This is a genomic window from Actinomyces dentalis DSM 19115, from assembly GCF_000429225.1.
Lineage (GTDB): Bacteria > Actinomycetota > Actinomycetes > Actinomycetales > Actinomycetaceae > Actinomyces > Actinomyces dentalis.
On sequence record NZ_AUBL01000010.1, the window covers coordinates 22,279 to 46,948 of the forward strand.

At 73.4% G+C, this 24,670-nt stretch carries 21 protein-coding genes; 4 read left to right on the top strand and 17 right to left on the bottom strand.

All coding sequences use genetic code 11. The features are described from left to right. Positions 1–762 precede the first annotated feature (762 nt). The 6 genes from tyrS to argH all read right to left on the bottom strand — a co-directional run bounded on the left by tyrS (position 763) and on the right by argH (position 5,904). Positions 763–2,025 (bottom strand): tyrosine--tRNA ligase, encoded by a 1,263-nt coding sequence (tyrS, locus tag G446_RS0103260; RefSeq protein ID WP_026409064.1) that lies wholly within the window; start codon positions 2,023–2,025, stop codon positions 763–765. A 200-nt stretch (positions 2,026–2,225) separates the two neighbouring features. Beyond that, positions 2,226–2,627, bottom strand: coding sequence for a type II toxin-antitoxin system VapC family toxin (locus tag G446_RS0103265; RefSeq protein WP_026409065.1), 402 nt, complete (start codon positions 2,625–2,627; stop codon positions 2,226–2,228). Then, a complete protein-coding gene (locus G446_RS15645) occupies positions 2,624–2,878 on the bottom strand; it encodes a type II toxin-antitoxin system Phd/YefM family antitoxin (protein WP_034468918.1) in 255 nt (84 codons plus the stop codon). The genes G446_RS0103265 and G446_RS15645 overlap by 4 nt, the downstream gene beginning before the upstream one ends. A 170-nt stretch (positions 2,879–3,048) precedes the next feature. Then, positions 3,049–3,669: a class I SAM-dependent methyltransferase gene (locus G446_RS0103275; RefSeq protein WP_026409066.1), complete on the bottom strand. Its 621-nt coding sequence runs from the start codon at positions 3,667–3,669 to the stop codon at positions 3,049–3,051. Further along, positions 3,666–4,346, bottom strand: a complete 681-nt coding sequence (locus G446_RS15650; RefSeq protein ID WP_390884302.1) for a DNA-3-methyladenine glycosylase — start codon at positions 4,344–4,346, stop codon at positions 3,666–3,668. Before G446_RS15650 ends, G446_RS0103275 begins: the two co-directional genes overlap by 4 nt. Before the next feature lies 1 nt (position 4,347). After that, the gene (argH, locus tag G446_RS15655; RefSeq protein WP_425393867.1) at positions 4,348–5,904 is read right to left on the bottom strand and encodes an argininosuccinate lyase; all 1,557 of its coding nucleotides are present in this window, start codon (positions 5,902–5,904) and stop codon (positions 4,348–4,350) included. A 137-nt stretch (positions 5,905–6,041) separates the two neighbouring features. On the opposite strand from argH, the gene G446_RS0103290 reads away from it, so the two are divergent. After that, positions 6,042–6,929, top strand: a complete 888-nt coding sequence (locus tag G446_RS0103290; RefSeq protein ID WP_026409067.1) for a formate/nitrite transporter family protein — start codon at positions 6,042–6,044, stop codon at positions 6,927–6,929. 71 nt (positions 6,930–7,000) lie between these two features. On the opposite strand, the gene G446_RS0103295 is transcribed toward G446_RS0103290, so the two are convergent. The 11 genes from G446_RS0103295 to G446_RS0103345 form a co-directional block, all read right to left on the bottom strand. Beyond that, positions 7,001–8,356: an O-antigen ligase family protein gene (locus G446_RS0103295; RefSeq protein WP_051285609.1), complete on the bottom strand. Its 1,356-nt coding sequence runs from the start codon at positions 8,354–8,356 to the stop codon at positions 7,001–7,003. Between the two features lie 281 nt (positions 8,357–8,637). Next, positions 8,638–9,861 (bottom strand): argininosuccinate synthase, encoded by a 1,224-nt coding sequence (locus G446_RS0103300; RefSeq protein ID WP_026409069.1) that lies wholly within the window; start codon positions 9,859–9,861, stop codon positions 8,638–8,640. 109 nt (positions 9,862–9,970) lie between these two features. Further along, complete coding sequence (locus tag G446_RS0103305; protein WP_026409070.1) at positions 9,971–10,516, bottom strand: arginine repressor; 546 nt, start codon at positions 10,514–10,516, stop codon at positions 9,971–9,973. Then, the gene (locus tag G446_RS15660; RefSeq protein ID WP_051285610.1) at positions 10,513–11,805 is read right to left on the bottom strand and encodes an acetylornithine transaminase; all 1,293 of its coding nucleotides are present in this window, start codon (positions 11,803–11,805) and stop codon (positions 10,513–10,515) included. Before G446_RS15660 ends, G446_RS0103305 begins: the two co-directional genes overlap by 4 nt. Beyond that, positions 11,802–12,755, bottom strand: coding sequence for an acetylglutamate kinase (gene argB / locus G446_RS0103315; RefSeq protein ID WP_051285611.1), 954 nt, complete (start codon positions 12,753–12,755; stop codon positions 11,802–11,804). Before argB ends, G446_RS15660 begins: the two co-directional genes overlap by 4 nt. 5 nt (positions 12,756–12,760) lie before the next feature. Then, the gene (argJ, locus tag G446_RS0103320; RefSeq protein WP_026409072.1) at positions 12,761–13,960 is read right to left on the bottom strand and encodes a bifunctional glutamate N-acetyltransferase/amino-acid acetyltransferase ArgJ; all 1,200 of its coding nucleotides are present in this window, start codon (positions 13,958–13,960) and stop codon (positions 12,761–12,763) included. After that, positions 13,957–15,066, bottom strand: coding sequence for an N-acetyl-gamma-glutamyl-phosphate reductase (gene argC, locus G446_RS0103325; RefSeq protein WP_026409073.1), 1,110 nt, complete (start codon positions 15,064–15,066; stop codon positions 13,957–13,959). Before argC ends, argJ begins: the two co-directional genes overlap by 4 nt. Before the next feature lie 132 nt (positions 15,067–15,198). Next, positions 15,199–15,693: a flavodoxin domain-containing protein gene (locus tag G446_RS0103330; RefSeq protein WP_026409074.1), complete on the bottom strand. Its 495-nt coding sequence runs from the start codon at positions 15,691–15,693 to the stop codon at positions 15,199–15,201. A gap of 124 nt (positions 15,694–15,817) precedes the next feature. Then, positions 15,818–18,478, bottom strand: a complete 2,661-nt coding sequence (gene pheT, locus G446_RS0103335) for a phenylalanine--tRNA ligase subunit beta (protein ID WP_026409075.1) — start codon at positions 18,476–18,478, stop codon at positions 15,818–15,820. 1 nt (position 18,479) lies between these two features. Further along, positions 18,480–19,565, bottom strand: coding sequence for a phenylalanine--tRNA ligase subunit alpha (gene pheS, locus G446_RS0103340; protein WP_026409076.1), 1,086 nt, complete (start codon positions 19,563–19,565; stop codon positions 18,480–18,482). A 136-nt stretch (positions 19,566–19,701) separates the two neighbouring features. After that, a complete protein-coding gene (locus G446_RS0103345; protein WP_026409077.1) occupies positions 19,702–20,886 on the bottom strand; it encodes an ATP-binding protein in 1,185 nt (394 codons plus the stop codon). A 235-nt stretch (positions 20,887–21,121) separates the two neighbouring features. Here G446_RS0103345 and G446_RS0103350 point away from each other — a divergent pair, with 235 nt between their 5' ends. The 3 genes from G446_RS0103350 to G446_RS20525 are packed head-to-tail and all read left to right on the top strand — an operon-like array spanning position 21,122 to position 24,653. After that, complete coding sequence (locus tag G446_RS0103350; protein WP_026409078.1) at positions 21,122–22,075, top strand: MerR family transcriptional regulator; 954 nt, start codon at positions 21,122–21,124, stop codon at positions 22,073–22,075. Then, on the top strand, positions 22,072–23,046 hold the full coding sequence (locus tag G446_RS0103355) for an ABC transporter ATP-binding protein (RefSeq protein ID WP_026409079.1): 975 nt from the start codon (positions 22,072–22,074) through the stop codon (positions 23,044–23,046). Before G446_RS0103350 ends, G446_RS0103355 begins: the two co-directional genes overlap by 4 nt. Next, positions 23,043–24,653: an efflux permease Rv1217c-related protein gene (locus G446_RS20525; protein ID WP_026409080.1), complete on the top strand. Its 1,611-nt coding sequence runs from the start codon at positions 23,043–23,045 to the stop codon at positions 24,651–24,653. Before G446_RS0103355 ends, G446_RS20525 begins: the two co-directional genes overlap by 4 nt. Positions 24,654–24,670 lie beyond the last annotated feature (17 nt).

The window sequence follows — 24,670 nt, forward strand, 5'->3', positions numbered from 1 at the left end:
CAACCCAACAAAGGACCAAGCACCGCAGAACCAGAAGACACGAGAAGCACCGGACGGAAAAAACAACACCCGAAAACCCCCACCACAACAAGCAGCAGAAGAAACCGGGCACAACCCGACCCCCACCACGGGAACCGGGCAACACGCGCACCCCCCGCCCGCCCCCCAACAAGCAAGGAAGCAAGACACTCAGGCGCGCGCAGGCGCACCCCAGACCCGCCCCCCAACAAGAAGGAAGCAAGACACCCGGGCGCGCCAAACCCCGAACCCCGGAACCCCCCCAAACCCCCCACCAACCCCAACAACAAGAACAAAAAAAACAAAAAAAAAAAAAAACCCAAAAACCCCAAAAAAAAACAACGAAAAGCCAGAACAACCCCCCAAAAAAGAGAGAAACCCCAACCCCCCGCCAAAACCACGAACACAAAACATGACACACTATCGAGATCTCAAACAACACACCCACCGGGACTCCACGATCCGCATCCGCGGACCGCCTCCTCCCGGAAGCGCTCGAGGAGCATCGGTCAGCCGCACGTCCGAAGCAGATTCCGGACCGGAGCCGGCGGTAACCGGTCTCCTACGACTTTCCAGTCCTCGGCCTCCGTCGGGTCATTGGATCTCTCCATCCCCGCTCGGGCCGGAGAGAACATTACGCACCGGTGGGGAGGCGGTCAAACCGAGAGACGGTGAGCCCGCGCACAATGCGGGCCCACCGTCCTGTCCGTCCTGTCCGGGGCGATTCTTCGCCCCGGCGCCCCGTCAGGGCCGTCGCGCCACGGCCAGGGTGCGCCGGCCCTTGCGGACCAGTACCACGCCGCCCGCCAGCAGCTGCTCCTGGGCGATCGGGGCGTCCTCGTCGAGCACCTTGACGTTGTTGAGGTAGGCGCCTCCGGCGGCGACCGTCTTGCGGGCCGCGCCGCGGCCCCTCTCCAGACCCGCGCTCACGAGCAGGTCGACGATCGTGGATCTGCCCACCATCAGCTCCGCCGTCGGCAGGTCGGCGACCGCGGCCAGGAGCGTCGCCTCGTCGAGCTCGCCGAGGTCGCCGCGCCCCCACAGGGCGGCGGTGGCGGCCTGCGCCCGCGCCGTCGCCTCGGCCCCGTGGACCCAGGTGGTGACCTCGCGGGCCAGAACCCGCTGGGCCTCGCGGGCCCTGGGGTTCTGGGCCGTGGCCGCCTCGAGGCGCTCGATCTCGTCCCGGTCCAGGAAGGTGAAGATCTTCAGGAAGCGCACGACGTCGACGTCCTCGACCCGAAGCCAGAACTGGTAGAAGGCGTAGGGGCTGAGCATATCCGGGTCGAGCCAGACCGCCCCGCCCTCGGACTTGCCGAACTTGGTGCCGTCGGCCTTGGTGATCAGGGGGTTGGTCATGAGGTGGACGGAGGCGCCCTCCACCTTGTGGATGAGGTCCACACCCCCCACGAGATTGCCCCACTGGTCATTGCCGCCGATCTCGAGGGTGCAGCCGTAGCGGCGGAAGAGCTCGAGGTAGTCGTTGGCCTGGAGGATCTGGTAGCTGAACTCCGTGTAGGAGATGCCCTCGTCGCCGGCCAGCCGGCGGGCCACGACGTCCTTGGCGAGCATCGTGCCCATGCGGAAGTGCTTGCCGATGTCGCGCAGCAGGTCGATGGCGCCCAGGTCGCCGGTCCAGTCCAGGTTGTTGACGATGCGCGCCGGGTTGTCGCCCTCGAAGTCCAGGAGGTTCTCCAGCTGGGCCTGCAGGCTCCTGGCCCATCCGGCGACCACGTCCTTGGAGTTGAGTGGGCGCTCGCCCCTGGCCCTCGGGTCGCCGATGAGGCCGGTGGCGCCGCCGACCAGGGCCAGGGGATGGTGGCCCGCCATCTGGAGGTGGCGCATGACCTTGATGGCGACGAGGTGGCCGTGGTGCAGACTGGGCGCCGTGGGGTCGAAGCCGCAATAGAAGGTGAGCCGCCCCCCGGTGAGCGCCGCGCGGAGCTCGTCGATATCGGTGTGCTGGGCGATGAGGCCCCGCCACTGCAGCTCGTCCAGGATATCGGTCACGGTCCTGTCGCCTTCCATGGGTCGGGCTCAGTGCCTCCCGCTGAGCTCGGGGCCGGGCGTGCCGCTCCGGCGCGGTTAGTGTGCCACGTCCGACGGCGCGGCTCCGGCCGTGTCCGCAGCATCGATGCGAGTCGGGCAAGCGGGTCGCGGCCGGGGCCCGCCGGCGAAGGACCGCCGACGCGGGCGGGAGCGGAAGCTGTTCAGGAGCTCGGCGCCCCGGGCGAGATCACCGGCAGGCCGACGACGGCGGCCGCCCGCCCCATGCGCTTGTCGTAGGTGACGATCGCCGTCGCGCCGCAGCGCAGGGCCGCGCACACGTGCAGCGCGTCCAGGGACCGCAGGTCCGGTCCGCCGATGAGCCCGGCCTCGCTGTAGAGGGAGGGCGGCATGTCGTAGATCGTCAGGGTCGCGAGGAATGTGCTGACCGCCTCCTGCGTGAGCAGCTCGTGGCGGTGGACCGCCCGACGCAACTCGGTCTCGAGCAGGAGTGCGCTGATGAGGTCCGGCCGATCGGCTCGCAGACGCTCGGTAAGCGCCGTGGACTCGGACTCCCGCTTGATGAGCTTCATCGCGGCCGAGGTGTCGAGGTACCACCTCTTCATCGGTCGTCCCGGATCGCGGCCATGGTGACCTCACTGGGCTCACCGGACGTGATCCACGGAAGGTCCAGTTCCCAGATCGACCGGGTGGCGGGCCTGATGCACCTCAGGTCCGAATCATCCGACAGGGGCACCAGGCGCGCCACGGGAACCCCCCGACGGGTCACCTCGAGCACCTCGCCCGCCTCGACGCGGCGCAGCACGGCCCCGCTGTCGTTCCTCATCTCCCGCTGACTGATCTGTGCAATAGTCATGCACCAAGTGTAGCGTGGCGTAGCATCCATGGTCGAGGGCGGTGGCCGAGAACACTTTCGGACCCCGATCTCCCCCGCCGTTCCCGGCGCGATCCCGCTCATCCGCGCGGGCCGGGCGTCGCCTCCCGGCCCCTCGTGGTGAGAGAACGGAGGGGCGCCGCCCGTTCGCGTCAGGCCGCCCCGGGCCGGTCCCAGGTCAGGCGGTAGCGCCAGTACATGCGCCGCCGCAAGCGGCAGCCGGGCAGGACGCGCGCCGCGACGGCGCGGATCTCGCGCAGCGACTCGCGCGGCGGCGCGACGGGCACCCCGATGTCCCGCACCTCCCGGTGCCACCGGCTCGCGACCCAGTTGGGGAGGACGCTCAGGGCGCTCAGCGCCCGGTCCCCCAGGCCCTCGTCCGCGGCGAGCCCGACGACGCACAGCCGTCCGCCCGGCGCCACGAATCCGGACAGCGCCCTGAGCCCCTCCTCCAGCGGCAGGTGGTGGAGCACCGCCACGCAGGTGACGGTCCGGAAGACGCCGACTTCGCCGCGCAGCGCCGGGTCGAGGGCATCGGCCCGGCGCACGACGGCGCCCCGGACACCCGCCAGGCGCGCCCGGGCGCGCTCGACGGTCGCGGGATCCGCCTCGATGCCGACCGCCTCCTCGCACACCGCCGCGAGCCGCTGAACCAGCAGTCCCTCCCCGCAGCCGACGTCGAGGGCCCGCCCGCCGCGCCGCGCGGCGTCGGCCACGAACTCGTCGTGGAAGGCCGAGTTGTGGTTCCAGTAGGTCGCGCTCGTCCCGCTCACCGGGCCCTCCTGCGCCGGGGCGCGGCGGCCCTGTAGGGGGAGACGGTCGGCTCGCCGTCGATCCAGAAGCGCCAGGGGAAGGCCGCGCCGCCGCCGGGCCCGGCCACGCCCGTGCGCGGGCCGGTGCGGATGAGCGAGTCGGCCACGGGCGCATCGGGCAGCGCGAGGCTCAGGCGGGCGCCCCGCTCCCCCAGGCGGACCCCGTCGTCGTCCCGGGTCAGGCCCAGGGCCCGGCACAGGCGGGCCGGTCCGCGGGCCAGGTCACGGTCGGCCCTGGCGGCGGGCCGACGGCGCCGGGCCAGGTCCGCCCCCGCGGTCACCTCGCCCGCGCGCAGGAGCACGGCCCGCGACAGCCCCTCGGGCCCGCACACGATATTGGCGCAGTGATGCATGCCGTAGGTGAAGTAGACGTAGACCGCCCCGGCCGCCTCGAACATCGTCGCATTACGGGCGGTGCGGCCGCGGAAGGCGTGAGAGCCGGGGTCCTCCTCCCCGCGGTACGCCTCCACCTCGGTGAGCCGCACGGCGACCGCGCCCTCGGAGTCCTGCGCCCGCAGGACCGCCCCCAGCAGGCGGGGGCACACCTCCAGCGGGTCGCCAGCGAGGAGGTCGAGGACCTCCCCCAGGGCGTTCGGCGCACCGGCGGGGGCGGGTCCGGCGCCCCGGGGCGCTGTCACGTCAGGCCCCGGTCGAGGGTCCGGAGGCGTCGTCGCCGGAGGATCGGGAGTGCGAGGGGCCGCCCGGCGCCGCGGGGCGGTCGAGCACGGAGCCCTCCCGGCAGAAGGCGCGCAGCTCGGCGGCGCGCGCCGCGGCGCGGGCCAGCTGCTCGGCCACCCGGGCAGGCGCGGTGCCGCCGCGGCCGCGGCGCGCGGCCACGGAGCCCTGCGCGGACAGGACCTCGCGCACGCCCGGGGTCAGGCGGGGGTCGATGGCGGCGAAGTCGTCGTCGGTGAGGTCCCACAGCTCGACGCCCCGCTCCTCGCACCGCCTCACGCAGGCGCCGGAGATCTCGTGGGCGCTGCGGAAGGGCACGCCCCGCTTGACCAGCCACTCGGCGACGTCGGTGGCCAGGGAGAAGCCCCGGGGGGCCAGCTCCGCCATGCGCTCCAGGTGCAGGGTCATGGTCCCGATCATGCCCGCCACCGCCGGGAGCAGGACGGCCAGGGTGTCCACGGCGTCGAAGACGGGCTCCTTGTCCTCCTGCAGGTCGCGGTCGTAGGCCAGCGGCAGGCCCTTGAGGACGGCGAGCAGGCCCGTGAGGTCGCCGATGAGGCGGCCCGCCTTGCCGCGGGCGAGCTCGGCGACGTCGGGGTTCTTCTTCTGCGGCATGATCGACGAGCCGGTCGAGAAGGAGTCGTCGAGGGTGACGAAGCCGAATTCCTGCGTGTTCCAGATGATGATCTCCTCGCTCAGGCGCGAGACGTCCACCGCGGTCATGGCCAGGACGAAGGAGAACTCGGCCACCACGTCCCGGGCCGAGGTGGCGTCGATGGAGTTCTCCGCGGCGGAGTCGAACCCGAGGTCGGCGGCGACGGCGTCGGGGTCCATGCCGAGCGTGTTGCCGGCCAGCGCCCCGGAGCCGTAGGGGGACACGGCGGCGCGCGCGTCCCAGTCCTCCAGGCGCTCGACGTCGCGCATGAGCGGCCAGGCGTGGGCGAGCAGGTGGTGGGCCACGAGCACCGGCTGGGCGTGCTGCATGTGGGTGCGCCCCGGCATGATCGCCCCGCCGGCGCGGGCCGCCTGCCCCGTCAGGGCGTCGACGACGTCGAGGACGAGGCCGGCGATATGACGCGCCCGGTCGCGCAGGTACATGCGGATGAGGGTGGCGATCTGGTCGTTGCGGGAGCGGCCGGCGCGCAGGCGCCCGCCCAGGTCGGCCCCGGCGCGCTCCAGGAGGCCGCGCTCCAGGGCGGTGTGCACGTCCTCGTCGGCGGGGGCCGGGGCGAAGGCCCCCGACACGACGTCGTCCTCGAGCCGGTTCAGGGCGTCGAGCATGCCAGCCAGCTGGGCGTCGTCGAGCAGGCCCGCGGCGGCCAGCGCCCGGGCGTGGGCCCGCGATCCGGCGATGTCGTAGCGGGCCAGGCGCCAGTCGAAGTGGGTGGACGCGCTCAGCGCGGCCAGCGCGTCGGCGGGACCGCCGGTGAAGCGTCCGCCCCACAGGCTGACCCCCGCGGGGGCGTCGGGCCGGACGGGCTGGGCGCGGCGAGTGCCGGACTGGCTGCTGGACTGGCTCATGGCCCCATGATGGCCCATGGGCCCGTCGGCGCGCGCGAGCGGGCGGAGCGGCGGCGGACCCGCCGCGCCGCCCGCACGGGGAAGAGGCCATGTTCCATTCGTCACGTTTTCCGCCGTATTCCATGCCATCATGGGGCATGACCACTGCATCGGACGCCCTCTTCCCCGGCAAGCACTTCATCTCCACCGTGCTCGAGGCACTGGACACCAAGACCCGCATGACCGGCGCCCTCGCCCAGCGCTACCTCATGCGCGCCGCCATGGCCGGCATGATCGTGGCCGTCTTCTACGTCGTCAACTACGCGATCGTGGGAGTCCTCGACGGCCTGCGCCTCGGGGGGACCTCGATGGCGGGCGTCGGCAAGATGCTCGGAGCGCTCTCCTTCGGCCCCGCGCTCGTGTTCATCTACTACACGAAGTCCGAGCTGCTCACCAGCAATATGATGGTGGTGGTCATCGGCTACTACTACAAGCGCATCTCGGCGTGGAGGGGTCTGCGCGTCCTGCTCATGTGCCTGACAGGCAACTTCATGGGCGGCCTGGTCTTCGCCGTCGTGTACCGCTTCTCCACGCTCATCGAGGGGGCCACCGGCGAACAGGCCGCGCACTCGGTGGAGGCCAAACTCGCCTACCTGTCGTCGGCCTCGGGGGTGGCCGACCTCTTCATGCGCGCGATCCTGTGCAATTTCATGATCAACCTGGCGATGCTCCTGATCTACAACGGCTTCATCCACGAGGACTGGTCCAAGATCTTCTCAATGATCATCGCGGTCTTCGTCTTCGCCTTCCTCGGATTCAAGCACTCGGTGGCCAATACGGTCCTGTTCACCGTCGTCGGCCTGACCCACGGCATCGACGTCCTGCCCGCACTGGGCAACGTGGTAGTCGCCCTGCTGGGCAATTTCGTGGGCGGGGGCCTGCTCATCGGCGCCTACTACGCCTACGCCAACGACGACTCCCACTGGACGAACCGCAGGGACCGGAGCCCGGACCTGAAGACGGAGTCGGCCGGGGCCGCCGAGTAGCTTCACGCCGCCCGTACCGGCGCCGCCCTGAGGATCGGCGCGCCGGGCGGGCATCGGGCCCGGCGCGCCGGTCACCGCCCCCGCGGGGTGAGCGGACTCGCCCAGGGCTCACTGCGCTCGAGCTCGATCATGCGGTGCAGCCCGAACCAGGTCTCCAGGGCGCACACCACCACCCAGTTGCCCTCGCTCAGCAGCCGCGACTCGGTGAAGGACTGCACGACCAGCGCCGTCATGAGCAGCGCCGGCAGGAGCACGGAGGCGTCGAAGTCGAGATGGTCCGTGGCGAGGCGGAAGGACCGGTAGACGAGCGTCACCACGAGGACGGCGATGAGCGCGCCGCCGACGACCCCCGTCTGGAAGAGCGCCTCGACATAGGCGTTGTGGGCGCTCATCGTGGGCGTCCCGTCGGGGCGGACGACGAGCGTGCGGAACAGGGGCATCCACGGGGGCCAGTACATGATCCAGCCCCAGCCGAGAATGGTGTGCTGCTCCCACAGGTCCATCACCCTCGTCCAGATCTCCCACCGGCCGCTCAGGTCCGAGCTGCGGCCCAGCAGGTCCGTCACCTGCGAGTGCAGGCCGAGACCGGCGGCGGCCAGGGCGACGCCCAGTGACAGGGCGACGCCGCTGACGAGCCGTCTGCGGGCGACGGGGACGTGGCGCATGAGCCACAGGACGGCGGTGATGACGACGCAGACGACGACGGCGACCAGGACCGTGGCGGAGGCGGTCAGGGCCAGGACGAGGGCCGACAGGCCCGACCACACGACGAGGCCGAAGGGGCGCACGCGCCGGTCCGCCCACCTGACCGCCGTGCACAGGAGGGTGAGCAGGGCGATGAAGGCGAGCGGGTTGCGGTTGCCGACAATGCCCTGGATCGGTCCGCCGTGCAGGATCTCGCCGTTGACCCAGTAGTAGGAGATGGGCACCGCCTTCCAGTCCTGCATGTACACGGGGATCAGGGGACGGCGCAGGACGAGGCCGACGTAGAGCTCCAGCAGGATACTCAGCACGAGGATCGCCTCCAGGGCCCGGCTGAGGGCGTCCGTCATCTCCCGCAGGGACAGGCCGCAGGCCAGTAGGACGCCGACCGCGGTGGTGGCCAGCATGAGGGCGCCGGCGAGGGCCGTCGCAGCCGGGTACTGGGACCACAGGACGCTGGCCAGGCACAGCGCCGTGTAGGCGCCGGTGAGGGGCGGCAGCGCCCGCCGGGGCACGCGGTGCCCCTCGTGGAGGAAGACGAGGAGCAGGATGACTTCGCTGATGGCGGCGATGAGCCCGAAGGCCCACCAGCCGACCGCATTGCGCACGCCCTGACCGGCGAAGGTGAGGAAGAACGCCCACGTCCCCAGGGCGGGCAGAAGCCGGCGCCTGGATCCGCCGACGGTCCTTCTGCGCGCCCGATCGGCCGTAATCGGGTCTCTCATACCACCTCCTGCGGACGGGGACGATTCGCCACGGCCTTCCTCCCGCGAGCGGGTTCGACCACGGCGGGAGGCACGGGTGTCAACCGAAACGATCCACGCATAATGAAAACTTAGCATCTGCCCGCGCCCCTCACGTCAGTTGCCGCAACGCAACCGGCAATGAGTGCGCGACCCGCGCCCGAGGATATACGGCCCGGCAATGGATCAGCCCCCGTGGCGCCGTGTCCACGGGGGCTGATGACGTCGGCCGGGTTCGACCCGGCCGGAGGCGGCGGGCCGGCTCAGAAGCCGACTCCATTGCCCTCGCGCACGTCGCGGGCGGCCGCGAGCTTGGACTGCATGCCGTAGATCTCGATGAAGCCGCGCGAGGAGGACTGATCGAAGGTGTCGCCGGTCTCGTAGGTCGCCAGGTTGAAGTCGTACAGGCCGGTGCCGGTGCGGCGCCCGTCGACGGTGGCCCGCCCGCCGTGCAGAACCATGCGGATATCGCCGGAGACGTACTTCTGGGTGTCCTCGATGAAGGCGTCCATGGAGCGCTTGAGCGGGGAGTACCACTGGGCCTCGTAGACGAGATCGCTCCAGGCCTGCTCCATCTGCCTCTTGTAGCGGCGCTGGAGGCGCTCCAGGGTCACCGCCTCCAGGGCCCGGTGGGCCTCGATGAGGGTCACGGCGCCGGGGGCCTCGTAGATCTCGCGCGACTTAATGCCCACGAGGCGGTCCTCGACCATATCGATGCGCCCCACGCCCTGGGCGCCGGCGCGCCGGTTGAGCTCCTGAACGGCCTCCAGCGGGGTGACGTCCCGCCCGTCGATGGCCACCGGGATCCCCTTGGCGAAGGTGATGATCACCTCGTCGGGCAGCGGCGGGTAGGTGGGGTCGTCGGTGTAGACGTAGACGTCCTTGGTGGGGGCGTTCCACAGGTCCTCCAGGAACCCGGTCTCAACGGCCCGGCCCCACACGTTCTGGTCGATGGAGAAGGGGTTGTGCTTGGTGGTCTCGATGGGCAGGTGGTGCTTCTCGGCGTAGTCGATGGCCACGTCGCGGGTCAGCGCCAGGTCGCGCACCGGCGAGATGCAGTCCATGTCCGGGGCCATGGAGGTGATGGCCACCTCGAAGCGGACCTGGTCGTTGCCCTTGCCGGTGCAGCCGTGGGCCACCGTGGAGGCGCCGAACTCGCGCGCCGCCCGCACCAGGTGCTTGGCGATGAGCGGGCGGGACAGGGCGGACACGAGCGGGTACACGCCCTCGTACAGGGCGTTGGCCTTGAGCGCCGGCATGCAGTACTCGGCGGCGAACTCCTCGCGGGCGTCGGCCACGTAGGCCTCGACGGCGCCGCAGTCCAGGGCCCGTCGGCGGATGACCTCCAGGTCCTCCCCGCCCTGGCCGACGTCGACGGCCACGGTGATGACCTCCCGGCCGGTGGCCTCCCCGATCCAGCCGATGGCCACGGAGGTGTCGAGGCCCCCGGAGTAGGCGAGGACGACGCGGTCCTTGTGCTCGCTCATGTGTTCTCTTTTCTTGTCATGGCGCCCGTGCCCGGGACGGATCGTCCGGGGCCGACGGCGTGGGGGATGCGGATGGGAGACGAGCGGAGTGGGGCCCCGCCCGGAGGATTCAGTGGCGCGCGGCCGGGTCCGCCAGGGCGAGCAGGTGCGCCGCGACGTCGGCGGTGACATCCTGCGTCCGGGTGATGACGAGCACGGTGTCGTCCCCGGCGATGCAGCCCAGGACCCCGGGCAGCATGGCGTCGTCGACGGCGCTGGCCAGCAGCTGGGCCGCGCCGGCGGGGGTGCGCAGCACGAGCTGCTGCCCGGCCCACTCGGCCGTGACGAGCAGGTCCGCGCACCAGCGCGCCAGGCGCGTCGTGGTGTGCTCGGCCAGGGAGCCGCCGGGGGGCGAGCCGACGTGGACCTGGCCGGGGGCGCCCGCCTCGGGGATGGCGTAGACCTGGGCCCCCCCGGCGGAGCGGATCTTGGTGGCCCGCAGTTCGACGAGGTCCCGCGACAGGGTCGCCTGCGTCGTGCTCATGCCCCGCGCGGCGAGCGCCTCGCGCAGCTCGGCCTGGGAGCGGATGCGCTCCTTGGCCAGGATCCGCGTGATGAGCGCGTGGCGGGCCGCCTTGGTCTGCGGGGCCGCGTAGGTGGAGTCGTGGTCGGTCATGCGGGGCCTGCCTGGGTCAATCGGTCGGCGAGCACCCGGCGCAGGACCGCGGTGAAGCGGTCCGCGTCGGCGTCGGGGAGGATGAGGGGCGGCGCCAGGCGGAGCGTGTCCGGGCGCGGCGCGTTGACGATGAAGCCCCGCTCCATGAGCTCGGCGGCGACGGCCGCGGCCGGGCCGACGGCGTCGGCCAGCCCGACCCCGCGCAGCAGCCCGCGCCCCCGCACGCCCGTCACCCCGGGCACGGCGGCCAGCTCGGCCGACCAGCGCGCCCCGAGCGCGCCCGCCCGCTCCAGCAGGCCCTCGTCGCGGATCGTGGCGATGACGGCCAGGGCCGCCGCGCAGGCCACCGGGTTGCCCCCGAAGGTCGTCCCGTGCTGGCCGGGGCCGAGCAGGCCGGCCGCGGGCCCCGTGGCGACGACCGCCCCGATCGGCACGCCGCCGCCTAGGCCCTTGGCCAGGGTGACGACGTCGGGCGTGACGGACGGGGCGAGCAGGTGGTGGGCCATCCAGGCGCCCGTGCGGCCCATGCCGGTCTGGACCTCGTCGATGATGAGCAGGGCGCCGGCGCGCCCGGTCAGCTCGCGGGCCGCCTCCAGGTAGCCGGGGGGCAGTTCGCGCACGCCCGCCTCGCCCTGGATGGGCTCGACGATGAGGGCGGCGACGTCGGGCCCCATGGCGGCGGCCAGCGCGGCCTCGTCCCCGGCGGGGACGAACTCCACCCCGCCGGGCAGCGGCTCGAAGGGCTCGCGGTAGGCGGCCTTGTGGGTCAGGGCCAGGGAGCCCATGGTGCGCCCGTGGAAGGCGTCGGTCAGGGCGAGGACGCGCGGGCGCTGCGCCCCCCCGTGGCGCCGCGCGATCTTGAAGGCCCCCTCGTTGGCCTCCGTGCCGGAGTTGGCCAGGAAGACCCTGGAGTCGGCCGGGTCGGCGCCGGGGAAGACGAGTCCGATGAGCTCCTCGGCGAGGGTGATCTGCGCCGGGGTGGTGAAGAAGTTCGACACGTGCCCGAGGGTGCTCAGCTGCGCGGTGACGGCCCCCACCACGGCCGGGTGGGCGTGGCCCAGGCAATTGACCGCGATCCCGGCGAGCAGGTCGGTGTACTGGGCGCCGTCGGCGTCCCACACGCGGGCGCCGCGCCCGCGCACGAGGACGCGCTGCGGGGCGCCGAAGGTGTTCATGACGGCCCGCCCGTAGCGCTGCGCCCAGGCCCGCCCGGTTCCGGCGGCCGGGGTCGCCTGCGCGGGGGCGGCCCCGGCCGCGGTGCTCCCGCTCCCGGCGTCGACGGCGCTCACAGCGACTGCCCGCCCCTCGTGCGCGAGCACTTGGTGTGCTCGGGGTAGATGACCGTGCCCACGCCGTCGTCGGTGACGATCTCCAGGAGCATGGCGTGGGGCTGGCACCCGTCGACGACGTGGGCCTGCCCCACTCCCCCGCGCACCGCCCGCAGGCAGGCCTCCATCTTGGGGATCATGCCGGAGTCGAGCTCGGGGATGAGGGCCTCGAGGGCGTCGACGCCGATGCGCGAGATGAGCGAGCTCCTGTCGGGCCAGTCGGAGTAGAGCCCCTCGACGTCGGTGAGCATGATGAGCTTCTGCGCGTCCAGGGCGACGGCGATGGCGGCGGCCGCGGTGTCGGCGTTGACGTTGAGGACCGTGGTCGGGTCGGCGAGGAGCGGGGCGACGGAGGAGATGACGGGGATGCGCCCCTGCTCCAGCAGCTCGGTCACCGAGCGGGGGTCGACCTCGACGACGTCGCCCACGAGCCCGACGTCGACGCTCTCGCCGTCGACCGTGGCCAGGCGCTGGCGCGCCCGCAGCAGGCCGCCGTCCTCCCCGGAGATGCCCACGGCGGCCGAGCCCGTCTCATTGAGCAGGGAGACGAGCTCGCGCTGGACCGACCCGGTCAGGACCATGCGGACCACGTCCATGACCTCGGGCGTGGTCACGCGCAGGCCGCCGCGGAACTCCGACTCGATGCCCAGGCGCTCGAGCATGGCGTTGATCTGGGGGCCGCCGCCGTGGACGACGACGGGGCGCAGGCCCACCTGGTGGAGGAAGAGGACGTCGGCGGCGAAGGCCCGCTTGAGGGAGCCGTCGATCATGGCGTTGCCGCCGTACTTGATGACGATGGTCGCCCCCTTGTAGGCGCGCAGCCAGGGCATGGCCTCCAGCAGGACGGAGGCCTTCTGCGTGGGGGTCAGGTGGGCGGGGACGGCGATGTGTGCGTGATCGGCGGAGTTCATGGCGCTCATGTGGTGTAGTCGGCGTTGATGGTGATGTATCCGTGGGTGAGGTCGTTGGTCCACACCGTCGCCCCGGCGCCGCCGGCGGACAGGTCGATGTCGATGCGGGTCTCGCGCGGGGTCATGTCGACCGCGTCCCGGTCCTGGCCCGGGGCCCCGTGCCGGAAGACGACGACCCCGTTGATGGCCACGTCGACCTCGTCGGGGTCGAAGGGGCAGGCCTCGGCGGGGACCGTGCCGAGCTGGGCCAGGACTCTGCCCCAGTTCGGGTCCCCCCCGGCCACCGCGCACTTGAGGAGGTTGGAGGCGGACACGGCGCGGGCCGCGGCCTCGGCCGCCGCCTCGCTGACGGCGCCGGAGACGGTGATGGCGATGTCGTGGGTGGCGCCCTCGGCGTCGGCGACCAGGCGCCGGCCCAGGCGGGCCAGGAGCTCGGTGAGGGCCCCGCCCAGCTCGGCGGGCGAGGGGCGCGCGCCCGAGGCCCCGGAGGCCAGCAGCAGGACCGTGTCATTGGTGGACATGCAGCCGTCGGAGTTGATCCGGTTGACGGTCCGGGCCACGGCCCCGCCCAGGGCCGCCCGCGCCGCGGCGGCGTCGACGACGGCGTCGGTGGTGATGACGCACAGCATGGTGGCCAGGCCGGGGGCGAGCATGCCCACGCCCTTGATCATGCCGCCCGCGCTCCAGGCGACGCCGTCGGCGGTGCGCGAGACGGCGTCCTCCTTGGGGACCGTGTCGGTGGTCATGATGGCGCGGGCGGCGTCGTGGCCGGCCTCGGGCGTGGGGGCCAGCGCCCCGGCGGCCCGCCCGGCGCCGGACAGGAGGGCGGGCATGTCGAGGGGAACGCCGATGACGCCGGTGGAGCACACGAGGACGTCGTCGGGGCGGACCGGGCGGTGCGGGTCGGAGTCGGTGAGCAGCTCGGCGACGCGGGCGGCGGTGGCGGCGGCGTCGTCGGCCCCCCGGGCGCCGGTGCAGGCGTTGGCGGAGCCGGAGTTGAGGATGACCGCGCGCGCTCCGCCGTCGGCGACGGCGGCGCGGGACCACACGACGGGGGCGGCGACCACGCGGTTGGCGGTGAAGACCCCGGCGGCGACGTCGAGCGGGCCGTCGTTGACGACCAGGGCGAGGTCGGGCCTGCCCGAGGCCTTGAGGCCCGCGCGCACGCCGGCGGCCCGGAATCCTGCGGGGGCGGTGACGCTCACGGGGCGACTCCTTCGGTGACGACGCCGGTGGTCTCGCCCAGGCCGAGGGCGAGGTTGAGGCACTGGACGGCGGCCGAGGCCGTGCCCTTGCCGAGGTTGTCGATGGCGCACATCATGACGGCGACGCCGGCGGCCCGGTCGTAGGCGACCTGCACAGTGGCCAGGCCGGAGCCCGCGACGGCGCCGGTGGTCGGCCAGACGCCCTCCGGCAGCAGGTGGATCAGGGCCTCGCCCTCACCGGGCCCGCCGTAGGCGCGCTCCCAGGCGCTGCGCAGGACCTCGCCGGGGTGCTCGGTGCTCAGCACGGCCTCGGTGACCGGCGCCGTGACGGTGGCGAGGATGCCGCGGCTCATGGGGACCAGGACGGGGGTGAAGGACAGGCGGACGGCGCCGGGCCGGGCGCCGGCGACCTCGAGGTTCTGGACGATCTCGGGGATGTGGCGGTGCGAGCCCCCGACGGCGTAGGGCTGGGCGGAGCCCAGGGCCTCGGCGGCCGTCAGGTGGGGCTTGAGGGCCTTGCCCGCCCCGGAGTAGCCGACGGCGAGGACGGCGGTGACCTGGCCGGCGTCGATGAGTTCGGCGGCGACGCCGGGCTGGGCGGCCAGGGTCACGGCGGTGACATTGCATCCGGGCACGGCGATCCGCCCGGTGGCGGCCAGCAGGTCGCGCTGCGCGCGGGCCTCGCGCTCGCCGTCGTGCAGGAGCTCGGGCATGCCGTAGGTCCAGGCGCCGACGTGCTCGGTGCCGTAGAAGGCGCGCCAGGCGGCGGGGTCGGTCAGGCGGTGGTCGGCCCCGCAGTCGATGAGGAGGGGGGTGCGGCCGGCGCTCGCCGCGCGGGCCTCCAGGGCGGCCGTGATCTCGCCGGAGGCGCCGTGCGGCAGGGCCAGGACGACGATGTCGTGATCGGCCAGGCGCTCGACGTCGGTGGGCTCGATGGGGCGGTCCGCCAGGGCGATGAGGTGCGGGTGGTGGCGGCCCAGGACCGTTCCGGCCGAGGACCCGGCGGTGAGGGCGCCGATCTCGATGCCGGGGTGGGCCGCCAGGAGGCGGAGGACCTCGCCCCCCGCGTATCCGGTCGCACCGGCGACCGCTGCTGTCCACGTCATGCGGGAAGCATACGTGCGGGTGCATAGAAATACGAAATAGGAGGGCGGGGCCCGGGCCGTCGGCTTGCTCACACGCCGCCCCCGCCCCGCCCCGGCGCGCCGCGCCGGGGCGCCGGCGTCGGACCCGGGCGGTCAGGCCTGGGACGTCAGCGTCGTGGCAATGGCGTCCGCCCACCCGCGCACGGCGTCGAGGTCGATGAAGTCGCCCTCCGAGGCTCCGCCCATCCTGGCGATGGAGCGCTCGCGCCACGACAGCTCGGACGGGTCGAAGCGGCCGGGGAAGGTGATGTGGTCCTTCGGGTCCATGGACAGCAGGACGGGGCCGATGCGGCGGGGATCGGCGACCCTCCCCTTCGGAAGGCCGGACAGGCCGACGGAGAAGGCCCAGACCGGGTGGGCGATCAGCGCCCTGTGGAAGCGCTCGGTGAAGTCGACGGCCTCGTCGGTCCAGCGCGTCATGTAGATGGCGCTGCCGATGACGAAGGCGTCGTAGCCCTCGACGCTCGTCACGTCCTCGGGGCGCGCCCGGTCGACGTCGATCCCGGAGGCGCGCAGCCGCTCGGCGATGGCTCCGGCGACCTCATCGGTCGCGCCGTGACGGGAGGAGGAGGTGAGGAGGATCTTCATGGACCCAGTATCGCCAAGCGCGGGCCCGCACGGGTCGAGACGAGGATCGCGGATCCAACAGTGAGCATCACCACACGGCCTTCCCGCCGGGTCCGCCTTCCGCGAGCGCGCAGGTTTCGGCGACTCAGGCGCGCAGCTCGGCCCCCAGGCGCTTGGCGGCGCGCTTGACCACGCGCTTGCGCACGCCCGCCAGCTCCCCGGCCGTCAGGGTCCGGTCGGGCGCGCGCAGGCGCAGGGAGAAGGCCAGCGACTTGCGGCCCTCGCCCAGCTGGGGCCCGCGGAAGACGTCGAACAGGCGCACCTCCTCGAGGAGGTCCCCCGCGGCCTCGCGGATGACCGCCTCGACGGCGGCGGCGGCCACGGCCTCGTCGACGACGAGCGCGATGTCCTCCTTGCCCGCGGGGAAGGTCGACACCGCCCGCACCTGGAGCACGCCCGCGGCCTCGACGGCCTCCAGCAGCGGCTCCAGGTCGATCTCGAGCGCGCAGGCGCGCTCGGGCAGCCCGAGCGCGCGGACGACGCGCGGGTGGAGCTCGCCCGCGTGGCCGACGACGGCCCCGGGGACGACGTCCCGGCCCCGGCGCGCGCCCGGCAGGCGCACCTCGGCGGTGCGCCCGGGGTGCCAGGGCGCACGGGGCTCGGCGGGGGCCGCCACCTCGACGGCCACGCCCAGGGCGCGGGCCGCGATCCGCACGACCTCGACGGCGTCCGACCAGGTCCACGGCCGCGCCGGGCCGAGCACCCCGGCGCGCTCGCGCTCCCCGGCCAGGACGGCGCCCACGTGGGTCGGCTGGGCGGGGATGCCCGCCTCGAGGGCGGCGATCTCCTCCTCACTGGGCCGGCGGTCGACGCCGGGGATGGCGGCGGGGACGGTGCCCGCCGGGAGGGTCACGGCGCCGATCTCGTAGACGGCGACGTCGTCCAGACCGCGCGAGACATTGCGGCGGGCGGCCTCCACGAGGGAGTCGAGCACGGACGTGCGCAGGTACGGCGCGTCCTCCGCCAGGGGGTTGGCCAGGCGCACCGCGTCGCGGCGCGGGTCGCCGGCGGGGATCTCGAACACGTCGTGCACGTCGCCGATGAAGGGGTAGGACAGCACCTGGGTGAGGCCGGCGTCGGCCAGAGCGCGCACCACGTCGCGGCGGGCGCGCTGGCGCGGCGTCAGCCCCCTCCCGGCCGGCGCGGCGGGCACGACCGCGGGGATCGCGTCATAGCCGTCGAGGCGGGCGATCTCCTCGACGAAGTGGGCGGCGCCGACCAGGTCGGGCCGCCAGGTGGGCGGGGTGACGGCGAGCAGCTCGCCGCCGTCGGCCTCATCGACGCCGGCGGGCTCCACGGCGCAGCCGATGGCCTCCAGCAGCTCGCGCACCCGGTCGGCGCCGTAGGCCACGCCCGTCAGGCGCTGGGCGGCGTCGGCGCGGATGACGATCGGCTCGGGCGGGCGCGTGCGGTCCACGTCGGTGGCGACGGGGTCCGCGGTGCCGCCGCCGTACTGCACGAGCAGGTCGACGGCCCGCTGCGCGGCGACCGGGGCGAGCGCCGTGTCCACACCGCGCTCGTTGCGCCGGGAGGACTCGGTGGGCAGCCTGTGGCGCCGGGAGGAGCGGGCGATGGAGACGGGGTCGAAGTGGGCGGCCTCGATGAGGACGTCGGTGGTGCGCTCGTCGACCTCGGTGTCGGCCCCGCCGAAGACGCCGGCCAGCACCAGGGCGCGCGAGCCCTCGGAGCCGGGCGAGTCGGAGATGACCAGGTCCTCCACGTCCAGGGCGCGCGTGACGCCGTCGAGGAAGGCGAGGGACTCCCCCGCCCGCGCGCGGCGCACCACGATCGGCCCGTGCAGCTTGGCCAGGTCGAAGGCGTGCAGCGGCTGGCCCAGGTCGAGCATGACGTAGTTGGTCACGTCCACGGCCAGGGAGATGGGCCGCATGCCGGCGGCCGTGAGCCGCTCGCGCATCCAGGCGGGCGACGGCGCCGCCGGGTCGACGCCCCGCACGATGCGGGCGACGTAGCGGTCGCATCCGGGGCGCCCGTGGATGGGGCGGGGGTCCTCGGGGACGACGACGTCGAAGCCGCCCTCCCCGGCCTCCGCGACGCCGCGGGGGTACAGGTCCGCGTTGGCGGCGTCGGCCGGGTCGGTGAAGCGCGCCCCGGTGGAGTGGGAGTACTCGCGGGCGATGCCGCGCATGGAGAAGCAGTAGCCCCGGTCGGGGGTGATGTTGATCTCCAGGACCTCCTCGCCCAGGCCGAGCAGCGCGATGGCGCTGGCGCCGGGGGCGGGCGGCTCCTCGTCGCCCCGGCCGTGGGCGGCCAGCCAGCGGTCCAGCACGATGATGCCCGAGTGGTCCTCGCCGATGCCCAGTTCGCGCTCGGAGCAGATCATGCCGTCCGAGACGTGCCCGTAGGTCTTGCGGGCGGAGATGGCGAAGCCGCCGGGCAGGACGGCGCCGGGCAGGCTCACGACAACGCTGTCGCCGACGTCGAAATTGTGGGCGCCGCACACGATGCCGCGGCTGGGCAGCTCGGAGGGCTCCTTGCCGGTGCCGGGGACGTCGTTGTGCTCGGGGCCGACGTCGACGCGGCAGTAGTTGATGACCTTGCCGTTGGTCTGCTCCTTGGCCCGGCGGGTCAGGACCCGCCCGACGACGAGGGGGCCGGTGACGGGGGGCGGGACGACGCGCTCCTCCTCCAGGCCCACCCGCACCAGGTCGGCGGCGAGCCGGGCGGCCGTGGTGCCGGCGGGGACGTCGACGTGCTCGCGGAGCCACTCGATCGGGACGTAGGGCATGTCAGATTCCCCTTCCGGTGGTGCCGAACTGCTGGGAGAAGCGGATATCGCCCTCGACGATGTCGTACATGTCGGCGATGCCGTGGCGCAGCATGAGGGTGCGCTCCAGACCCATGCCGAAGGCGAAGCCGGTGTGGACCTCCGGGTCGATGCCGCAGGCGATGAGCACATTGGGGTTGACCATGCCGCAGCCGCACCACTCGATCCAGCCCGGGCCGCCCTTCTTCTGAGGGAACCACAGGTCCATCTCGGCGCTCGGCTCGGTGAAGGGGAAGAAGGAGGGGCGCAGGCGGGTGCGCGCCTCGGGGCCGAACATCGCCTTGGCGACGTGGTCCAGGGTGCCCTTGAGGTGGGCCATGGTCAGGCCCTTGTCCACGGCCAGGCCCTCGACCTGGTGGAAGACCGGCGTGTGGGTCTGGTCGAGCTCGTCGGAGCGGAAGACCTTGCCGGGGCAGGCGACGTACAGCGGCGGGGGGGCGGCGAGCATGGCGCGGGCCTGCACCGGGGAGGTGTGGGTGCGCAGCACGAGGTTGACCGTCGCGCCCGGCTCGCCGCCCACCGAGGCGCCGTCGACGTAGAAGGTGTCCTGCATCTGCCGCGCCGGGTGGTCGGCGTCGAAGTTGAGGGCGTCGAAGTCGAACCACTCGTGCTCGAGCTCGGGGCCCTCGGCGATGGACCAGCCCATGGCGACGAACAGGTCAGTGACCTCGTCGATCAGCACATCGAGGGGGTGGCGGGCGCCGGCGGCCGTGCGCGCCGTGGGAATGGTGACGTCGACGGCCTCGGTGGCCAGCATGGCGGCCTCGGCCTCGACCTCCAGGACGCCGCGGCGCTCGGCCAGGGCCGCATTGAGCCGGCCGCGGGCGGCGCCGAGGATCTTGCCGGCGGCGGGCCTGTCCGCCTTGTCGAGCGCCCCGATGCCGCGGCCGGCGCGGGTCAGGGCGGAGGCGTCCCCGGTGTAGGCCAGGCGCACCTCCTTGAGGGCGGGCAGGTCGGCGGCGCCGGCGATGGCGGCCAGCGCCTCCTCGACGAGGGCGCTGACGCCCGCTTCGTCCAGCGGCGACAGCGCGTCGGCAGTGTCAGTCATCCGGGGGCCTTCCGATGATCGGGGCGGTGGTCGGTGTCCGCGCCCAGGGTAGTCCGCGCCCGCCCGCGCCCGAAATCGCGGGGCCGGGCGGGCGGACCGCGGCCGGCCCCGGCGACGGGCCGGGCGGGTGGGGGCTTCAGCCCCGTTCCCGCGCCATCTCCCGGGCGATGTACTGGCCGAATCCGGGAACCGTGAAGGCGATTCTGCCCCGCTGCGGAACGTAGATCAGACCCTTGCTGATGAGGTTCGCGCGCGCGGGTCCCAGGGACTGGACCGACCTGTTGAGTCTGACCGCTATGGCGGCGCTCGCCGTCGACTCGCCGGCCTCCTCCGCCATAGCGCCGAGATATTCGCGTTCGGCAGGCGTGATGCGCTCCCACCGCGAAGAGAAGAACATCGCATCGAGCTGCGCCAGCCCGACGGCCTCGGCCCGGCGCGCGTCCGCACCGGTGAAGGGGGATCGGGGCGAGGTCCTCCAGATCGCCGACCCGAATTCTTGCAGGAAATACGGATACCGGCCGGAGATCCTCACCAGATGGGTCAGCGCCTCCTCCTCGAAGCGGGCGCCCATGCGCTCCGCCGGCTCAACCAGGACCCGTCTCGACTCGGCGTCGCTCAGACGACCGATTTGGCGGACCAGGAACATGCGCTCGGCGTACGACTTCGCCGTCGCGAGTCTTCCCGGAAGACTCGGAAGCCCCGCCCCGATCACATAGAAATTCCAGTTCCGCTGACTCGCCTCGTGCTGCGTCGTTATGAGCGCGGCCAGCAGCTCTCCATCGAGATCCTGCATTTCGTCGACGAGAATCGCGAAGGCGACGCGCTCCTCCCCCAGGACTCTGGAAACATCGGCCACCACGTCCTGAAAGTCGAGATCCAGGTTCCCCGTCGAGGCTCGGACCGGATCCCGCTCGACCCCCAGTGAGAACGAGTCGATTCCGAGCGAGACGGAGAAGGAGGACACGGTCGACAGCATCCGTCCCACGGCCGCGAGCGCGCTTCGGGCCTTGTACGCCATGGAGGCCCGGACGAGTCCGGCGGCGATTGCGCGCCTGGCGCGAACCGCCCCGGCCCTCCCCGAAGAAGCCTCGATCTTGACTGCGAACCAATCAGCCTCCGTCACCCTATCCATCATCGCATTGAGCAGGACGGTTTTCCCGACCCCCCTCAGACCGGTGAGCAGAAGCGGACGGGCGGGGCCGAGCCCGCGAGCGGCCCGAACGATAAGGGTATCGAGGGCGTCGATATCATTATCACGACCGATGAGGGCCTGCGGAGGCTTTCCAGAGCCAGGGGTATACGGATCCAGTGCGGCCTGCATGTCACCGACTATAACGGCGTCGGACGATTCCCACCAGCCCCGCCGGTGCTCGGCGTCCCGGGGTGCGCCCCTCCCGTCATGAACCCGGGTGGCCCGGTGTCCGGCCGGCGCCCGCGGGGCAGGGCCGCGATGCGCGCGGACCCGCCGGGCACGCCCGGCGCCCGCCCGACGGGCGACTCGCCGTGCGCGGATGCCGGCTTGACGGTGACGTTGCGTCACCTGCTGGGATGAGCCCATGCGAGTCACCCAGATCGCCGACCTGGCCGGCACCACGCCGCGGGCCGTGCGCCACTACCACCGCCTGGGCCTGCTCGAGGTTCCGCCGACCGTGCGCGGCAGGCGCGAGTACGGTGTGGAGCACCTGGCCCGGCTCCTGCGCATCCGGTGGCTGGCCGACTGCGGCCTGTCGCTGCGCCAGGTCGCCGAGATCCTCGCCTCCGATCCCGCCCCGGTCGAGCCCGCCGATTCGGTCGGCGGCCTGCCCGACTCGACCGGTCCGTCCGGCTCAACCGGTTCGGCCAACCCGTCCGGCCCGGAAGGCTCGGCCAATGACGCGCACCGGCAGGAGGTGCTGCGCGACCTGCGCGCCGCCCGGGGCACGATCGAGGCCCGGCGCCGCAGCCTGGACGAGCAGGTGCAGCGCGTCGATGAGCTCATCGCCCGCGTGGAGGCCGGGGAGGCCCTGGCCCCGGTGCCGGCGGCCCTGACCCGCTTCTACGACGCGATCGAGGCCCGGGTCCGGGCGCTGGGCGGGGATCTGCGCACCCTGCGCACGGAGCGTCAGATGATGCAGATCCTGGGCTCGCTGGGCATGATGCCCGCCAGCGTCGTGCCCTTCGTCGAGGCCTTCGACGACGCCGAGATCGATATGTGCGCGCAGCAGATCATCGGCTTCTCCCGCCTGACGCGGCTGCGCGGCGAGGAGGGCGTCGCGGCCGCGCGCGCCCTGGCCGAGCGCACCGCCGAGCTGGCCGACTGCCACAAGGAACTCGCCCTGACGGTCCTCGACGACCTGCCGGGCGGGGCGATGGGGCGCGCCATGTGGCGCCTGACCCACGTGCTGTCCGTCACCGGCTACCCGCACCCGGCCCAACGGGCCTTCGCCGCCCGTCTGCTCGAGCTCCTGCTCGCCGACCCCGATTTCGCCACCACGATCCGCCGCACGGCGGGGAAGGACCTTGTGCTATGACCGCCACGACCACGTCGGCCGCTCCCGCGCCGACCCCGCGCGCCGCCGCGCCCGACGCGAAGGCGCCCGGCGCCGCCGGCGCCCCCATCCGCGTGCGCGGCCTGGTCAAGCGCTTCGGGCGCCTGACCGCCCTGGACGGGCTCGACCTGACCGTCGCGCCCGGCTGCGTCCACGGCTTCCTCGGCCCCAACGGCGCCGGCAAGTCCACCACCATCCGGGTGCTGCTGGGCCTGTACCGGCCCGACGACGGCGAGGTGCGCGTGCTCGGCCGGGACCCGGCCCGCGAGGCCTCGGCCATCAACCGGCAGGTCTCCTACGTGCCCGGCGACGTGGCCCTGTGGCCGAACCTGACCGGCGGTCAGGTCCTCGACGCCCTGGCCGGCCTGCGCGGGGCGCGCGACCGCGCCCGGGAGAACGACCTCATCGAGCGCTTCGACGTGGACCCGAGCAAGAAGGTGCGCACCTACTCCAAGGGCAACCGGCAGAAGGTGGCGCTCGTGGCCGCCCTGGCCGCGCCCACCCGCCTGCTCATCCTCGACGAGCCGACCAGCGGGCTCGACCCGCTCATGGAGCGGGTGTTCACCGAGGAGGTCGCCGCGGCCGCGGCCGCGGGGCGCACCGTCCTGCTCTCCAGTCACATCCTGGCCGAGGTGCAGCGCCTGTGCAGCGCCGTGACCATTATCAAGGACGGGCGGGTCGTCGAGGACGGCGGCCTGGAGCACCTGCAGTCCCTGGCGGCCACCCGCATCGAGCTGCGCGCCGACCCCGAACGGCTGGCGGCGCTGGAAGCCGCGCTGGCGCCCCTGGGCGCCGTTCCCGAGCGCGACGGGGACCGGCTGGTCCTGCAGGTCGGCTCGCAGCGGGTGCCCGAGGTCCTGGGGGCGGTGGCCGAGCAGCGGATCGTCGATGTGCGCTGCGAGCCGGCGAGCCTGGAGGACCTGTTCCTGCGCCACTACGAGGACGCCCGATGAGCGCGGCGCTGTCCCGGGCCGCGGGCGGGCTGGGCCGGGCCGCGGGCCTGACGCTGCGGCGGCTGCGCGTCCAGGCCCCCGCCTGGGTGCTGCCCCTGTGGGCGCTGGCGGCGGCGACGCCGAGCTACGAGTCCGTCTACCCCTCGCTGGAGGCGCGGACCATGCTCATCGAGGCCATGCGCACCAACGCCGGCACGCGCCTGCTCTACGGCGTCCTGCCGCTGCCCGGGACTATCGGCCAGCTCGCCCAGTGGGAGATCGGCACCTACCTGGTGGTGTGCACCGGTCTCATGGCCGTGCTCCTGACCTGCCGGACACTGCGGGCCGACGAGGACGAGGGCCTGGTGGAGCTGCTGCGCGGAGCGGGCGCCGGACGGTGGACGCCCCTGCTCGCCCCCCTGGGCGTCGTGGCCGGGATCGTGGCGCTGCACGCGGCCGGGATCGGCGTGATCATGACGGCCCTGACCAGGAGTGTGGAGGAGCTGACGGTCCCGGGCGCCTGGGCCCTGGCGGGCGTCGTGGCGGCGGTCGGCTGGGCCCTGATGGGGGTATCCGCGGTGGCGTGCCAGCTGGCCCGCGACGCGGGGAGCGCGCGGGGCGCGTCCCTGGGCGCGCTGGGGGTCGCCTTCGCCCTGCGGGCCGCGGCCGACGACGCCGACGCCTCCTGGCTGCGGTGGCTCAGCCCCATTGCGTGGCGCGACCTGGTCGAGCCCTACACCGCCGACCGCCCCGCGCCCCTGGTGGTCGCCGTCGTCGTCTGCCTGGCGCTGGCGGCGGCGGCCGGGGCGCTGTACGCGCACCGGGAGTACCTGGACGGCTACCTCCCGGACCGCTCGGCGAGCCGACGGCGCTGGCGGGTGCGCGGTTACGCCGACCTGCTGGCGCGCCTGGTCCGGCGGCCCCTGGCCGTCTGGGCGGTGGCGGCGGCGGGCGTCTCGGCGCTGTTCGGGACGATGGCCGGCAGCATCACGGACCTGCTCGAGCCGGGGTCGCCCACGGCCCAGATGGTGGACAAGATGGCGGACGGCAGCCCGGTGTCCCAATTCATGGGCCTGCTCACCGTCTTCACCGTCCTGCTCGTCGTGGTGGCAGCGGTCGGCCGGGCGGGGGCGCTGGCCGGCGACGAGCGCCGGGGGCTGGTGGAGGCCGAGGCCGCGGCGGGGGTCTCCCGGACCCGGCTGTTCGTCGTGCAGGCCGGGGCCGCGGTGATCGAGGCGGCGATCCTCCTGCTCGTCTCGGGCGGCGTGCTCGCGGCGGCGACGGCGGGGCAGACCACCGAGGACCACGCGGTGGCGCGCGCCCTGATCTACACGGTCAGCCAGCTGCCCGGGGCGCTCGCGGCGATCGGCCTGGCCCTGGCCCTGGTGGGCCTGGCGCCGCGGCGATGGCCGCTGGTGTGGGCGGTGGTGGCCTGGAGCGCCTTCGCCCAGTTCCTCGGCGGGCTCGTCGAGCTGCCCGACTGGGCGCGGGACACGAGCGTCATCGGCCACTACCTCGACGTGACCGGCCCGGTGGACTGGAAGCCCCTGGCGGTGCAGGGAGCGGTGGGTCTGGCGGGCGCCGTCGTCGGACTGCTCGCCTACCGGCGGCGGGACCTGGGGGCCTGACCGCCCGACCCCGGCCG